Genomic DNA, 15,479 nt, shown 5'->3' with positions numbered 1-15,479 from the left:
AGACAGTGATGGGGTCAAAGGCCGTATAATAGGAGCTTGGCGATTGCCCCTCGGAAGCCTATCTGTCGTTTGAATGACGCCGCGAGGAATGATGCCGGCTCAACGATCCGAACTCGCTGAAGCATCGCTGTCGACTGGCCCGGTGGGGTTGGAATATCCGCCTGATCTCCAGTTGGTTCGGCGCCGACCCATTTCGCTACTCACGACAGATGACGGCACGGCGCTCGACTGGCTGATGTCGGGGACGGCAGCATCCGCCGGACCGGCAGAGCTGCTGGACGGCGTCATCGCCCGACTGGTTGCGGCAGGCCAGCCGATCGAGCGGGCAACGCTCAACATGTCGACGCTGCATCCGCAGCTTCTGGGCATCACGGCGAACTGGCGCGGAGATCTCGGTGTCTGTGATGAGGTGGAAGTCAACGCGCATGTCCGCGAAACAACCGACTACCTGAGCAGCCCCCTCAGGCCGATCATCGAGGAGGGCCGGTCAATTCGGGTGAACCCCCAGGATTCAGTGGCGCAGTCGACATACCCGATCATGCAGACCCTCGCGGCGGCTGGATACACGGACTATTGGGGCTTCGCGCTGAAGCGGGACGACCGCCAGTTTACGCTGATGACGCTTGCCACACGGCAAGCAGGGGGATTTTCCCGCGCCACCATCGAAGCCGTCGAGGCGCTGCGCCCGGCTCTGGCGCTCAATGTCGAGATCGTCTCGCGTGGCAAGATCGCGGAGCACGTGCTCGATGCGTATCTCGGCCGACGCATTGGCAAGCGGGTCCTCGCCGGTGACATAAGGCGCGGATTTGGCGAGACCATCGAGGCGGTCATCTGGGTATCCGACATGCGCAACTTCACCGGCCTCTCGGATCGCATCGATAGCGCCGAGATGATCCGGCTGCTGAACGCCTTTTTCGAAGGTCTCGTGGATGCGGTGCATGAACAAGGCGGTGAGGTCCTGAAATTTGTCGGTGACGGCATGCTGGCGGCCTTCCCCATTTTCGGCACGCAGTCGGCGCCGGCCGCCGCCGCTGCGGCACTCGCCGCCGCTCGGAACGGTTTGGTTGCGGTGGACAGCCTGAACGAGGCTCAGTCCGGCGAGCCGTCGCGCGACCTGTCCTGGCGGCCGCTCAGCATGGGAATTGCGCTGCATCGCGGTCCCGTATTCTTCGGCAATATCGGATCCAGGGATCGGCTCGACTTCACCGCCATTGGGCGCACTGTCAATCTGGCGGCGCGGATCGAACCGCTATCGAAAACGACCGGGCGGCGCTTGCTCCTGTCCGACAGGGTTGCTGAATTGATCGAAGAGCCCGTCGAGGAACTGGGCGACTTCCCCATCCGCGGCATCCCTGACCCTGTGAGCCTGTTCACCGTACCGGAACACGGACTCTGAGGCCGCTGGTTGAAGCGACGCATTGGAGCTCCAAACCTCGCGTCAGCCGGGTTCGGCGGTCGCAATGCGCAACATGGTCGCCAAACGCCGCGAAGCTGCAAACATTCCCATCCTTTCGCGACGTTCGGGTAGCGTATTCGCGACGACTGCTATGGTGAATTCGGCCGGGGCGAACGAACGTCCCCAAAGGGGTCGAATGTTTGCCATTCGCCTCGTCGATGGGAACGAGCAAGTAGCGCCATAACCTGTCATTCGCGGCGCTTCTCCAAACCTGCCCTTCGCGCAATGGCTCGAGCCGACCCTACAGAGACATTCCAGCCAGCTACCGTGAGGGTCGGCATCGCGGACCTTTGCTCCGGGTGTGATCGACACGTCCACAACACCGGGAAAGGAGGAGCCTACTGCTACTATGGTTGTTCGCGCAAATTGAAGGAAGGCGCGCTGGCCTGCCGCGGCAAAGCGCATCTTGGGCCCGAGCGGGCGCTGCTGGACGGCTTTCTTCACACCGCTTCGGAACGAGAGGACGTTAATCGGAGCGCCTGACTAAGCTCCGCTAGGCCCCACAAGGAGGCCGAAGCGGCAATCGCCCGCCTACTCGAGCTGGTCCGCCAATATTAGCTGTGGAGGCACGAGAATCCAGCGCGTACAGTTGATCGACAGGCTAGCGTTACTCTATCCTAGCCGGCCATGGCGAAGGGGCAGAGAATCGAAGTCGGTGACCAAGTGACAATAACACATGATGTCGTTCGCTTCGAAGACGAGACCATCACGCCGACGTTGGCGGCTGACGCTTCACTACCCCGCGTGACTACTCTGGAATCGAAACTGTACACAAAGAACCGCAACCGCGCAGTCGCAAGCCGGCTGTACGGCTTGCCGGATTGACTACATGACCCGAGATATGCGCCCGTCTGAGAAGTATGGACCGGTAGGCCAATGTATCTACTGCCGCGCCACCAATGTCCCGCTAACGGACGAGCATGTCGTTCCTGCTGCCCTCGATGGTAGAATGATCCTTCTCAAGGCGAGCTGTAATGTCTGCCAATACGAAATCAACAAAAACATTGAGCAGCCTTTTCTTCGACAAAGCTTCAAAGAAATTCGTTACAAACGCGGAATTGGGGAACGAAGGAATAAGGCGCGGTCTGGCAACTTACCGTTATCTGTGCATCGCTCCACTGCTGCGGAGACCTCGCCGCCAGATAGTCCTCCGGACCCTGGTAAGGATGAACTCTGGATAACGGAGCATGTTGCAAATAAAGACTACCCAACCTGGGTTGTCATGCCCCGCCTCCAGGCGCCAGGAATACTGCGTGGCGTAACAGAGGAGCAAAGTTCAGAGAATCATATTACCGGATTCGAGCTCACTGCCGGCCTCCATGACCAGGAGCTGGGCGCTTATGTTGCGCAGTTACTCGATCCCACCGTCTTTATGAGGATGCTTGCTAAAATCGCTCATGGAGCTGCAGTCGTCTGTTTTGGCCTTGATGGATTTGAGGCTTCGTTGAGCAGCATTATAACAGGCAAGGACTTATCAAATATTCCATTCTGGATTGGGGAGTCGGATACTTCCAACGACCCGACCTCATCGGAAGAGATCCCATCGCAAGTCATGGTCAAAGCTGGCATTTTAAAACTTCCAACCTTTACACTTGTTGTAATCGATATTCAATTCTTCGTTGACCTTGCAACGCCCGTCTACCGCGTTGTCGCTGGCAAGCATATTAAGGATGGCTTTGGCCTCAAGCGCCACAATGTTGCCGGCAGCGACTAAGAAAGGTGTCTTTGTCGAATTCTCATATCGCCCGAACCGTTGCACCTGGAGTGGGCTAGCGTCCGCTATCGGGTGCTTTTTTTGCCGCTCAGCCAGACGGTAACAATGTGAACTTTCCACCCAGGCCGGACCTTGCCGAGCCTCATCAGCAATCTGAAGTCGGAACGCACCAACCGCCCACGTGCGCCATTACCGGTCATTGCCGCTATACGGCGGCAACGTCCCGAAGGGGCGTAGAAACCGGCTTTTTGGTCGAGGTCGTGCGCTGAGAGTTCAGCAAATTCGCAGAGAATGGCAGAGTGGCGGTCATGGCAGGCTGGTGATGATGAAGTCCCCTGGCCGTTGTACAGGGCACACTCCCGACACTGCTCACCAACCGCCGAAGCGGAAGGTCTGCCGCAAAGGCGCCCTCGAATGGGATGATGAACCGCCGCGCGGGACGCCGTCGCGCTGTTGACGGCAGGCGGTGAGCGCCTGATCGACTTCACCACGACTCACATTTGGCCGAGTCGGATGTTGTTTTGGATATAAAAGAATTCCCAACGATTTTGAGCGCCAACGCTGTCGAGCGTAGAGCTCGGAGGGGTATTCATGGCCGCGAGCGCGGCAGCTGCAAAGTACCAGATCTCGACGATCTTCGCTTGCTGCTCGAAACCGAACTTGGACCATGCCCGGCCATCGAAACTTGTCGGAACCTCATAGGGATCATCGCCGACGAGTTTACGGCATTCGTTGACCGCCGCCGACAAGGCCATGTCCGCCAACGTAGTGCTATGCTCGATCTGCCAAGCGTGTACGAGCTCATGTATAAGTGTTGACCGCCACTCAAGATGTTTCATCGGATCGTCGAAGCGGTCGGTCTGGCCGTCATTAACTCCTCCCAAGCCCATTAGAATCGACCCGTCGATGTGCGGTATGCAGAACGCGTGATCGCCGCGGGACAGGTTAGTAACCAGAATTCGATCGATAGGCAGGGTATCGCCGAAGACCTTGGCGGCCTCTGCGATTTCGGATGGCCGAAGCCGACGGGTCTTCAACTGCGCCCCGGCAATGGCCCCCACTACCGCCGCCGGCAACAGCATCCCCGGGCCTAAGAGCATGTAGACGCCGCCCATTACGGCGACGCCGGCCAGGAGTGAGGGATGGGCGAAAGGGATCTCCGTGAGCGCACCGAGTTCCGATCCGATGACGATGATCGCGGCGATGCCGGGCGAGGCCACAACCGCTCCGACGAGGAACTCGCCGAGGATCACCGCCAGGTCTTCGAGTGTACCGAGAACTCCGTTGTCCTCGTACCAGAAGACGAAGTCCGCCGTGCCGTCACGCAGTTGGGGCCAAGTGGCCCGAATCAAATCGGACGTCCCTGGTGGGTCAGACCAGTCGAAGTCCCGGGAGCCGCTACCGATAGTGCCGGCCACGTTGCCACTCTTGAAGGCCGCCAGTGAGACGCTGCCTGTCGAGCTGCGTACTGTCACGCTGACCCGGAACGCGTACGGATCGAATCCACTGTCGTGGATGTGGCCGCGGAATATGTAGCTCCCGTCGTTGCGGATGACGATTTCGGCGAAGCCGCCTAGTGCTGTGCCCGACGGGGTCGTGAAGTCTCGGCGAAAGACACGTTCCTCGGGATTCAGCTCGATCGTCAGGGGGAGATTCAAGATGCCGGAGTGCGAGTTGCCGTTCGCCGACCAGAGAATCGGCGTGTAAGCCTGCTCGACAATCGGGGCGTCGCGGTCGATGACGAATCGCATCGGCTGGACGCGCGAGGCGTGGCCGGGGCCAACATCTAATTGCACGGGATCGCACCGGACACCGCGCGGCAAAACGCCGGGCGTAAAGGTCAGATGCCGCGCCGGACCCTCGGAGTTGGCGAACACCTCGAAAGTCACGGTATCGCCCTGTTTCGCCGTGATCGACCATGGTGCAGTGCCGACCGAAAGGCCGCCCGGAATCACATTGATTTGCAATGGCACACGATGGACCTGCATCTGCTCGAATACGCGCGCCACAAACGTGACCGCCATTGACCCGACAGGCACGTCGGCCGCGGCGAACAGAGTCAACCGCCCTACGGCTCGTTGGCCCGGATTCAATCTCAGTGTGGTGGGCGCGATCCGAAATTGGCCGTCATCGCCTTCGAGCGAAAAGTGGACCTCATCGCCCGGTCCTGCCCGCGAATATACGAACACAACGAATTCGGCGTTCCCCCCCTGGCTGATGGTCACCGGCCCAGAGACGAGTTCCACCTCAATGCGGCCGATGATCAGTCGTAACGGAATCTCCATAAGCTGCCAGCCCGGCGACGCGATGACGAGCGTTGCCTCTGTGATGTTGGGAAGCCCGGATCCCGGCGCCGCGAAGTTGAGATGAGCCTGCACCATTTGTCCGGCAACAACCGGCAGGGGCGGCCAGCCGTTGCTGCGGCCAGTTTCCACCTGTTCCACGGAACCGTCAGCGTTAGTTTCCTCGGTGTAGGCGGCCAAGTGATCCAGGTGAATCACCCGGATCGGAACGCCGGCTGGCGTGGTGCCTGGGATGGTGCCTTCAGAGGCGACGAATGCTACAACCGAACCTTGGCTAGGAGCAGCCGGGATCGTCACAAAGGGGCTTGTCACTTCACCGGGCGCCAAGGCGGCGCGGATCTTGTCCGGCACGACCGCAGGAACGGCGGATACTCGCCCAACCACGCAGAATATGGGGACCTCCATAGTGTCCCACACTGACGACCCCACCACAAGTGTTGCCGACGTAATGCCGTCGGTTGCCTCAGGCGGGACCGAGAACTCAAGAGTTAGCTGAACGATATCTCCCCTCCGTGCTGTAATAGGAGAATCACCATCCGCGATTTGCCTGACCCGAGTTTCTTCGAAGAGTATCTCACGCCGGCGGGCCGCTTCCCGCATATGTGGTGGGAGCTCAGCAATTTCCTCTTCAGTGTATGGCCGAGTGAATACATGGGACGCGACAGTTTCATGAATGCGGACAATGGTTTCGCCGTTGCGGAGGGTAGGAATGAGGCGAGCTTCCACTGGCGAGATCAGCCATGTTTCCACCCGAACTACGTCACCCGGCACAAGGTGAACGCCGACACAATCTGGACTGAAAACGGGAGGCACCATAATCACGCCTTCTCCAAAATAGTTTGTACCAAGATCAACGGCCTGCGCGTCAATGGACCGGATGAAACACGCCGGCAGGTGGCACGGTATACGTGATCTCAAACGTGATGTTCTGAAGCTCCGAGACGCAGACCGTATTGTCCTGAGCCGTCAGTCCAGCTAGAGACGGGCCGCCTGTCAGCAGAAGGCCATACCCTCGCAGGCCGCCAAGAGGCGGACCATTGAGTTGAGAATTGACCGCCGAGGTTACGTCCCATTGACGGGCGTTGATTCGCGATACTTGGTCCCGCCACTCCTCGAAGGTCGGCAGTCGGCCTTGCACTGCTCCGCCGCTGCGGGGCCAATCAAACGAAGGGATGCGGACGACCACGCAGCCGTCCGTCTTATGCTGGTAGTGTCCCTCTCCGTTCTGCCAGCATCGATAGGCGTAACCCGCGACAAGCGGGCAGGACGGCGCCTCGACCTCGTCATAGCTCAGCACCACCCGGTCAATGATCCTCCCAGGAATCAAATCCATAAGCGTGCGGTCAAACTGAACGGCGCGTTCAAGCACGAAGGCGAAACAGTTGTCGCCGAGCCATCCGATTTCCGCCTGCCCCCAACCGACCATGCCCCCCATGGCATTGGGCATCGGGTCCAACTTGCCACATGTAGAACCATATGTCTTTTCTTGCCAGGCGTCGCGGCCGGCCGTGACTCCGACGAGCAAGGTGTGCTGACCCTCAGTATCGAACTCCGACCCGCCGCCGATCGTCCGGGAGCTTGCGAGTGCGTTCTCGTCCCTTACGCGCTGCCGGGCAGCCGGGATCACACAAACCGTATCTCCTTGAAAGGCTTCGCGCCAGACAAAGCCCGACAGGCACCAAAATACGCCATCGCGCGGGCCGGGCTCTCGCCGCAGGTGAGCTTTCGCGTTCTCATCGGCGGCAAGGGTTCGGGATTGCGGGATAACGCAGACCCCGTCTCCTGGGCGGGCATCTCGCCAGACGTATCCTTGCAGGCACAATGCATTTTGGGCAGAAGCCTCCTTGGGCCCCGAGACCGTAAGCAACACAAATAAGCAACCGATCAGATACTTGGCCAGCATGGCTTTTCTCTCTACTGCGGGTGACAGATTACCTGAATGATTTCACACGCGGGGCGCTGGCGCATCGGACGTTCGTCCTATACCGTTCACGTCGTGGTTGTAGGGTGTTGAAAGGGGGTTCTGGGAGAACCCAGGGCGATCGACCCTAACGTGTCTCTCCGCAGGCTTGAAACTCTTCGGTCTCTGACCCTGCTGACGGGAGCAGTCCAAATCAATTCGCGATCGTAACCGTTGGAGCAGGTACCGAGTGCGTCCACGATCGGCATAAGCATGAATGTTGCGATCCGAATCGCAATCAGGGAAACTTAGCCGGTATGACCCTTTCTTACATTGCCGAATTACTTTCGCGCGATGCACAGTCTGGAAATGCTTCCTATTTAAGCATTAGGTGCTTAGACTTTAATCGACTTCGCGCGCATCCGTGAAGAGTTAACCAAGATTTAAACTTGCGAGTTATTGACTGGCGAGTCGGACGCTGGTTGTATACTTTTTTCGGTTGCAGGTTTTGAGGGGGCGGCAGACCTCGGGCGGCGGCTCATGACACGAGCAGATGCGATTCTGACGGCAGTGCAGCGCATCCACGAGGCGCCGCTTGCGCCCAGGGGTTGGGCGCACGCGTTGCCGTCGATCGCCGCCGCATTGCGCAGCGAGCACGGCATCTTGCTGATCCAAGATGCAAGTCGGAAGGCCGAATCCGCCGTTAGCTTCGAGATGACTTCCGAGCAGATGGCGGGCTTCGCGGCAGCGGCCGACGCCGACCCCGCGTTCTGGGGAGCCATTCGTGGAGTGCCAGTCGGGTCCGTGGCGCCGACCTCCGCGCTTCTGCCCGATCGCGAGTTTGCTCGGACAACCTTCTACAATGAAGGCGTCAGGCCGTTGGGCGCCTTCCATGGCTTGGCGGTCTCGCCGCTGCACACGCCGCAGAGGTTCGTCCACCTCTCCACCGGCCGCCGGCTGGGCCGCGAGGATTTTGACGCCAAAGATGTCGCAGCAATGGGGATAATCGCGCCGCATCTCCTAACAGCGCTGCATGTAGGCAACAGACTGGCCGCCGCCGATTTGCGTGCGAAAGGCGTGGGGGCTGCGCTCGATCGATTGGACACCGGCGTCATCCTCGTCGATGCGACCGCGAAAATTCTGTTCGCGAACCAGACCGCAGAAGCGATCCTCGCTGGCAATGACAGCCTCGGAGTCGATCGGGAGGGCGTCCGCGCGACCAGCCGCCACGCAACCTGGGTTCTGCGCCGGCTGATAGCGAGCTGCGCCCACGTCACGATGGCCAACGGCGGACCTGGCGGAAGCATGGCGATCCCGCGTGGGGAAGGGGGCGGACCCTTGCGCGTTGTCGTCGCGCCGCTTCGAGCGGACACGGCGGCGATCGACACAGATTGGCTCGGCACTGCGCGGCCAGTGGCGATCCTCATGATCACCGATCCCGAAAGAGAACAGCGCGTACGAAAGGAGGACTTGCGCCGCCGCTTCGGGTTCACGTCGGCGGAGACTGACGTCGCATTGGAGATTCTCAAGGGCGACGGACGCGACGCATCCGCTGCCCGGCTCGGCATCGCGGCTACAACGGTGAGGGCGCACCTGAGCCATATCTTCGAGAAAACGGGCGTGCGCAGGCAGGCCGAACTTGTCCGGCTTCTGATGCAGGCGAGCATAAGCTGACGAGCCCTGATGGCGGAAAGACAGGGGGCGATTTTGAAGGTAAGCCAGGACCGATCCCTCTTTCCTGACCTTCTCTCGATAAACCGGAAGGTCCAAGAAGGGTCACGATTGCTGGTTCCGGCCAATGTCGGCTTCCAAGAAAAGAATTCGGCTCCGGAAGGTCTCGAAAGGGTCACGTCGAGACCTCAAGCAGACGCGCCAAGCTGCCTTGGCGCCGGCCAAACCAGCCGATTTGCACGCCAGAGTACGCCGTAGCTCTCCACTACTGTGAACCATCATTACACCCGGCTCCAACCGGGCTTGAGATAGTGCCGTCGATTGAAAGGAAGACGAGAGCCGTAAGAGCAGCCAACATCGAACGGAGACCAAATGGGCGCCGAAGTTAATCTATGCTGCCGGCTCCGTTACTCCCACTCCAATATCGAGCCCGCCGTCAACAGCTTGGTCACGCTCGCCGCCCTTGCGTCTTGCGCGCCAATTGACCATGCTCGCCGACGTTAGTTGCACCGCGGCCGGGGGGTTCGCACATGCCGACGCTCTATGCGCTCAAACCGGCCTTTCAGGCGAAGCTGCGGCCGCTCGCCGACCGGCTGGCCGGGGCCGGCGTCACCGCTAACCAGATCACGCTGCTGGCTGCCGCCCTGTCGGTTGCCACCGGCGTTGTGGTCGCGGCCCTTGCCGGCCATCGCGCGGTCTTCCTGCTGATGCCGGTGGTGCTGTTTGCGCGCATGGCGCTGAACGCCATCGACGGGATGCTTGCGCGAGAACATGGCCAGGCCTCCAAGCTCGGCATGTATCTCAACGAACTCTGCGACGTCGTTTCCGACCTGGCGCTGATCCTGGCCTTTGCCGCTCTCTTCCCTGCCTGGGGCGTCGTCGCCTTTGCCGTCACAGCAGTGCTTGTGGAATTCGCCGGCGTGCTCGGCATCGCGGCGGGCACGGGGCGCAATTATGCCGGACCGTTCGGCAAGAGCGACCGGGCGCTGGCGCTCGGTATCATCGCCTTTCTCATCGCCTGCGGCCTGTGGGTGGACGCGATCACGCCGTTTGTGTTTCCGGCCTTGGCTACACTCTCGCTGGTGACCGCCATCAACCGGATACGCAGCGGGCTTAACGGGAGCGGTGACTGAAATTCCGGTCGCCAGGGGAACAACATGCTTCATGAACCAACGATTGCCGCTTCCGCAAGTGAGCAGCGGGTGGCGCAGGAGCGCACCTTCCGCACGCATGACGGCACCGAGATCTTCTATCGCTATTGGCCGGCGGTCGGGCAACCCGCCAAGGGCGCGGTTGTGCTGTTCCACCGTGGCCACGAGCATGGCGGCCGTATGGCGCATCTGGTCGATGAACTCGACATGCCCGGCCATGCCTTCTACGCCTGGGACGCGCGCGGCAATGGCCGCTCGGCCGGCGAACGCGGCTATGCGCCGTCCTTTGCCGCACTTGTGCGCGACATCGATTGTTTCGTGCGCGAGATCGGCAGAGACGGGTTCGGCCAACGCGACATCGCGCTGATCGCGCAATCCTTCGGCGCCGTGCTCGCCGCCGCCTGGGTGCATGATTATGCGCCTGACATCCGCGCACTGGTGCTGGCCTCGCCGGCCTTCTCGGTCAAGCTCTACGTGCCCTTCGCCAAGCAAGGCATTGCGCTGTGGCAGAAGATCAAGGGCCGCTTCTTCGTCAATTCCTACGTGAAAGCCAAGTTCCTGACGCATGACCCGGAGCGCATCGCTTCCTTCGAGGCCGATCCGCTGATCACGCGGCCGATCGCCTCCAACATCCTGGTCGAGCTCTACGACCACGCCGCGCGCATCGTCGCCGACGCCCGCGCCATCACCGTGCCGACGCAATTGCTGATCTCCGGCAGCGACTGGGTGGTGCGGCATGGACCGCAGCACGAGTTCTTCGTCAATCTCGCCAGCCCGGCCAAGGAGCGGCATGTGCTGCCCGGCTTCTTCCACGACACGCTCGGCGAGCGCGACCGCCGCAAGGCGCTCGACCTGATCAAGCCGTTCCTCGAAAGACAGTTCGCGACGCCGGAGACGCCGCTCGACCTGACCACGGCCGACCGCGCCGGCTACACACGCGACGAGGCCGACCGGCTCGCCTCGCCGCTCGCCCCGCTGTCACCGAAAGGCCTCTACTGGGCAATGAGCCGCGCCTCGATCCGCATGGGCGCGTGGCTGTCGTCAGGCATGAAGACGGGGATTGCCACCGGCTTCGATTCCGGCTCGACTCTCGACTATGTCTACGAGAACCAGGCGCGGGGCACCGGACCGCTCGGCCGCATGATCGATCGCACCTTTCTCGACGCCATCGGCTGGCGCGGCATTCGCCAGCGCAAGCTGCACCTGGAAGAGCTGATCGGCGACGCCGCTGAGACGCTGAAGACCGCCGGCCGACCGGTCCATATCGTCGATATCGCCGCCGGCCACGGCCGCTACGTGCTCGACGCCGTCGCCAAATGCACTGAGCCGCCGGCCAGCGTGCGGCTGCAGGATTTCTCCGAGCTCAACGTTGAGCTCGGCTGCAAGCTGATAGCCGAGCGGCACCTGCCGACCAGCGTCTCGTTCCACCAGGCCGACGCCTTCGACGCCCAAATGCTTGCCGGGCTGGAGCCGGCGCCGGACCTCGCCATCGTCTCCGGGCTTTACGAATTGTTTGCCGACAACACCATGATCGCCCGCTCGCTCGGCGGGCTGGCCAAGGCGATGCAGCCAGGCAGCCTGCTTCTCTACACCAACCAGCCCTGGCATCCGCAGCTCGAAATGATCGCGCGCAGCCTGACCTCGCATCGCGGCGGCCAGGCCTGGGTGATGCGCCGGCGCACGCAAGGCGAGATGGACCAGCTGGTGGCGGCGGCCGGCTTCGAGAAGCTCGACCAGCTCATCGACCAGTGGGGCATCTTCACCGTCTCGGTCGCGCGGCGCGTCTGAGCATGGTCTTGCCTGCCCTTGACCCCGCCCTTGACCCTGCCCCTTCCGCCTCTGCGCGCGAGCCGTACGCCGGCATCGTGCTGCGGGCGGCCCTGTGGCTCGCATTCCTGGCGCCGTTCTTCTACGCGACGTACGGCTTCGCCAACTGGCTGGCGTCGCAGCGCGACGATATCGGCAGCATCGTCTTTGCCTGGGAGCGCGGCATCCCGTTCATCGCCTGGACGATCGTGCCCTATTGGTCGATCAACCTGTTCTACGGCCTGTCGCTGCTGCTCAACGATACCAAGCGCGGCGTCGACCGTCTTGCCGGCCGCTATCTCACGGCGCAAATCGTCGCCGTCGCCTGCTTCATCCTGTTCCCGCTGACGGCGACCTTCGTGCGGCCGCAGACATCAGGCCTGCCAGGCTTCATGTTTGCGGTGCTCGGCGGCTTCGACAAGCCGTTCAACCAGGCGCCATCGCTGCACATCGCGCTGCTGATCATCATCTGGGATCATTGGCGCGGTCGGCTCAAAGGCATGGCCACCGTCTGGCATGCCTGGTGTTTGCTGATCGGTGCCTCGGTGCTGACGACGTGGCAGCACCATGTCATCGACATCCCGACCGGCGCTTTGCTCGGCTTCTTCGCCCTGTGGCTGTTTCCGCGCGATGGCGAATTGCCGTTCGCCGGCTTTCAGCTAACCGCCGACGCCAGGGCCAGGCGGCTGGCTCGGTTCTACGCGCTTGGCACAGCCCTTGTGCTGGCCGGCGCCGTTGCCGGCGCCTTCGTCTCGGCGCTGTGGCTGATCCTGCTGTGGCCGGCGCTGGCGCTGGCCATCGTCGCCTTCGCCTATGCCGGGGCCGGCGCCAGAGTGTTCCAGAAGACGGCCGACGGCAGCGTCTCGCTGGCCAGCCGTGTCTTGCTGCTGCCCTACCGGCTTGGCGCCAGGATCAATAGATGGGTATGGACGCGCAAGCTGCCGCCGCATGTCGCCATTGCCGACGGCGTCTTCCTCGGCCGCTTTCCCACCGCCGCCGAGGCCGACGCCTTCGGCACGGTGATCGACCTTGCCGGCGAGCTGGAACGGCCGCGCGGCGTCACCAGCCGCTGGACTGCTATCGCCATGGTCGACCTTTTGCCGCCATCGCCAGAGGCGCAAGCGCAAGCGGTGGCGGCGATCGAGGCGGCCCGCGGCCACGGCACGGTGCTGGTCTGCTGCGCGCTCGGCTTCCAGCGCAGCGCCGGCGTCGTCGCCGAATGGCTGGTTGCCACCGGCCGCTCGCCAACGCCGGCGCAGGCGCACAAGCGGCTCGCGGCATCGGGCCGGCCGGTGCATCTTCGGATCGCGGTGGATGAGCCGGCATGAGTGCCCATCGAGACAAGGCCGAAGCTTTCGCCGCCGGGCTGATGACGCAGGCGGTGTGGCCGCTGCTTTTGGTGCTGGCCGCATTGACGGCCGCGCCGGTCATTGCCGTGGCAGCGCAGCCGCAGGCGACGATGCTGGCGGCGGCGGCCTGGCTGGTCGCGGCAGCGAGCGGCGTGGTCACCCTCGCCCTGTCGGCCCTGCTTACCTTCGACGCACTGCTGTTCTGGCTGATGGCGAGCCACATCAGCGAGGCCGCCGGCGGAGCCTCGGTCGACGACGTGCTGGCGCGCATGCGCGTCAAACCGGCCGCTGCCGGCATCCGCTCGCTCGACCGGCGCATCGCGGGCACACAACGCCTGCTGATGAAGCAGCGCATCGCGCTCGGCCTGTTTATGACGGCATCCGCTGTCGCCTTGTCCTTCTGAGCCGGACGATGAGCAAGCTAGGCACAAGGACCTTCACCCTGCTGCAGACCGTGACCTCGGTCGGCCTGTCGGCGCTGGCCTGGGCGGTGACCGGCGTGCGGCCGATCTGGAACGGCAGCCAGCCGTCGGACCGGCAGCGCATCTACTTCGCCAATCATGCCAGCCACGGCGACTTCATCCTGCTGTCGGCCTGCCTCAGCGAGAAGCAGCGCGCCCGCACCCATGCGGTCGCTGCCGCCGACTATTGGGGAAAATCGCGGCTGCGCCAGTTCATCGCGCAGGACATGCTGTCCTCCGTGCTGATCCACCGGCAGTGGACCGATGAGGCGCAGAATCCGATCTCGATCATGCTGTCGGTGCTCGATGAGGGCCATTCGCTGATCATCTTTCCCGAAGGCACCCGCAACATGACCGACGCGCCGCTGCTGCCGTTCCGCTCCGGCCTTTACAATCTGTCGATGGCGCGGCCCGATGTCGAACTCATCCCGTGCTGGATCGAGAACATGTCGCGGGTGCTGCCCAAGGGCCAGTTCGTGCCGGTGCCGCTGCTTTGCCGCGTGGTCTTCGGCGCGCCGATCGCCATTGCGCCCGGCGAGGAACGCCGCGCCTTTCTCGACCGCGCCCGCCAAACGCTGCTGGCGCTGAACCCCCGCCCGCCAACGCATGATGCGGAAAAGTGGAATCCGGTTTTCCGGAAAACATCATGCGACCAAAAGAGCTTAGAGCATCGTGCCGGATCCGATATCCGGCACGATGCTCTGAAGGACGACTAGTTCAACATGCCAATGCACGAAACCCTCATTCTGGTTATCGGCCTCGCTGCGGTGCTGACCACGGCAAGCCTGGTCGCCGGCATCTTGTCGTGGCGCGCGCCGAAGCCTCTGTCTTCGACGCTGGTCAACCTCAACCAGCGCATCAACGCCTGGTGGGTGATGGTGGTAGCGATCACCGTTGCCTTCTTCTTCGGCCGCTCCGGCATGACCATCCTGTTCGCGCTGATCTCGTTTGCCGCCTTGCGCGAATTCGTGACGCTGACGCACAGCCGCCGCAGCGACCATTGGGTGCTGCTCGGCATGTTCGGCATCGTCATCCCGTTCCAGTACTGGCTGGTGTGGACCGCCTGGTACGGCCTCTTCACCATCTTCATCCCGGTCTACTGCTTCCTGCTGATGCCGGCGATCACCGCGCTTCACGGCGACACCGAGCGCTTTCTCGAGCGCGTCTCGGCGCAGCAATGGGCCGTCATGATCTCGGTCTACTGCGTCAGCCACGTGCCGGCGCTGCTGACGCTCGAGGTGCCCGGCTTCGAAGGCCGCAATTTGTTGCTGATCGCTTTCCTGATCATCACCGTGCAAGGCAGCGACGTGCTGCAATACATCTTCGGCAAGCTGTTCGGCAGGCACCTGATCTCGCCGAAGGTTTCGCCGTCGAAGACCTGGGAAGGGCTGGTCGGCGGGCTGGCGACGTCGAGCCTGCTTGGCGCGCTGCTGTCGTTCCTGACGCCGTTTTCGCCGCTCCAGGCGGCGGGCGTCGCCTTCATCGCCTGCCTGATGGGATTCCTCGGCGGGCTGGTCGCCTCCGCCATCAAGCGTGACCAGGGGGTGAAGGACTGGGGCCATCTGATCGAGGGCCATGGCGGCATGATGGACCGCGCCGACAGCCTGGTCTTCGCCGCTCCGGTGTTCTTTCACACGGTGCGTTACTTCTGGACGTGAGAACGAGCTA

11 protein-coding genes are annotated in these 15,479 nt (G+C 62.4%); 9 read left to right on the top strand and 2 right to left on the bottom strand.

Annotated features, from left to right (window positions below; genetic code table 11):
* Window positions 1-88: 88 nt before the first annotated feature.
* Window positions 89-1,396, top strand: a complete 1,308-nt coding sequence (locus BQ8482_RS13345; RefSeq protein WP_165848556.1) for an adenylate/guanylate cyclase domain-containing protein — start codon at window positions 89-91, stop codon at window positions 1,394-1,396.
* A gap of 1,009 nt (window positions 1,397-2,405) precedes the next feature.
* Complete coding sequence (locus BQ8482_RS37680) at window positions 2,406-3,170, top strand: hypothetical protein (protein ID WP_133254765.1); 765 nt, start codon at window positions 2,406-2,408, stop codon at window positions 3,168-3,170.
* 494 nt (window positions 3,171-3,664) lie between these two features.
* On the opposite strand, the gene BQ8482_RS13335 is transcribed toward BQ8482_RS37680, so the two are convergent.
* Together BQ8482_RS13335 and BQ8482_RS13330 are read right to left on the bottom strand one after the other, a co-directional pair.
* Window positions 3,665-6,223 carry a hypothetical protein gene (locus BQ8482_RS13335; RefSeq protein ID WP_133254764.1) on the bottom strand — a complete coding sequence of 853 codons (2,559 nt, stop codon included), beginning with the start codon at window positions 6,221-6,223 and terminating at the stop codon, window positions 3,665-3,667.
* A 115-nt stretch (window positions 6,224-6,338) separates the two neighbouring features.
* Window positions 6,339-7,376 (bottom strand): hypothetical protein, encoded by a 1,038-nt coding sequence (locus tag BQ8482_RS13330; RefSeq protein WP_123148045.1) that lies wholly within the window; start codon window positions 7,374-7,376, stop codon window positions 6,339-6,341.
* A gap of 537 nt (window positions 7,377-7,913) precedes the next feature.
* Between BQ8482_RS13330 and BQ8482_RS13325 the strand changes: the two genes are divergently transcribed.
* From BQ8482_RS13325 to BQ8482_RS13295, 7 genes are all read left to right on the top strand, one after another.
* Window positions 7,914-9,047 carry a LuxR C-terminal-related transcriptional regulator gene (locus tag BQ8482_RS13325; protein WP_123148044.1) on the top strand — a complete coding sequence of 378 codons (1,134 nt, stop codon included), beginning with the start codon at window positions 7,914-7,916 and terminating at the stop codon, window positions 9,045-9,047.
* A 527-nt stretch (window positions 9,048-9,574) separates the two neighbouring features.
* A complete protein-coding gene (locus tag BQ8482_RS13320) occupies window positions 9,575-10,177 on the top strand; it encodes a CDP-alcohol phosphatidyltransferase family protein (protein WP_123148043.1) in 603 nt (200 codons plus the stop codon).
* A gap of 24 nt (window positions 10,178-10,201) precedes the next feature.
* A complete protein-coding gene (locus BQ8482_RS13315; RefSeq protein WP_123148042.1) occupies window positions 10,202-11,983 on the top strand; it encodes a bifunctional alpha/beta hydrolase/class I SAM-dependent methyltransferase in 1,782 nt (593 codons plus the stop codon).
* Window positions 11,984-11,991: 8 nt separating this feature from the next.
* Entirely contained in the window at window positions 11,992-13,329 is a 1,338-nt protein-coding gene (locus tag BQ8482_RS13310; RefSeq protein ID WP_165848555.1) for a phosphatase PAP2/dual specificity phosphatase family protein, read from the top strand.
* Window positions 13,326-13,754 carry a hypothetical protein gene (locus tag BQ8482_RS13305; protein WP_123148040.1) on the top strand — a complete coding sequence of 143 codons (429 nt, stop codon included), beginning with the start codon at window positions 13,326-13,328 and terminating at the stop codon, window positions 13,752-13,754. Before BQ8482_RS13310 ends, BQ8482_RS13305 begins: the two co-directional genes overlap by 4 nt.
* Before the next feature lie 8 nt (window positions 13,755-13,762).
* Window positions 13,763-14,527 carry a lysophospholipid acyltransferase family protein gene (locus BQ8482_RS13300; RefSeq protein WP_123148039.1) on the top strand — a complete coding sequence of 255 codons (765 nt, stop codon included), beginning with the start codon at window positions 13,763-13,765 and terminating at the stop codon, window positions 14,525-14,527.
* 12 nt (window positions 14,528-14,539) lie between these two features.
* Window positions 14,540-15,469: a phosphatidate cytidylyltransferase gene (locus tag BQ8482_RS13295; protein WP_123148068.1), complete on the top strand. Its 930-nt coding sequence runs from the start codon at window positions 14,540-14,542 to the stop codon at window positions 15,467-15,469.
* The last annotated feature ends 10 nt before the right edge of the window (window positions 15,470-15,479 follow it).

The sequence above is a fragment of the Mesorhizobium delmotii genome, from assembly GCF_900149755.1.
Taxonomy (GTDB): domain Bacteria; phylum Pseudomonadota; class Alphaproteobacteria; order Rhizobiales; family Rhizobiaceae; genus Mesorhizobium; species Mesorhizobium delmotii.
Note: the sequence above shows the minus strand (reverse complement) of the source record. Positions and strands in the feature narration are given on the sequence as shown.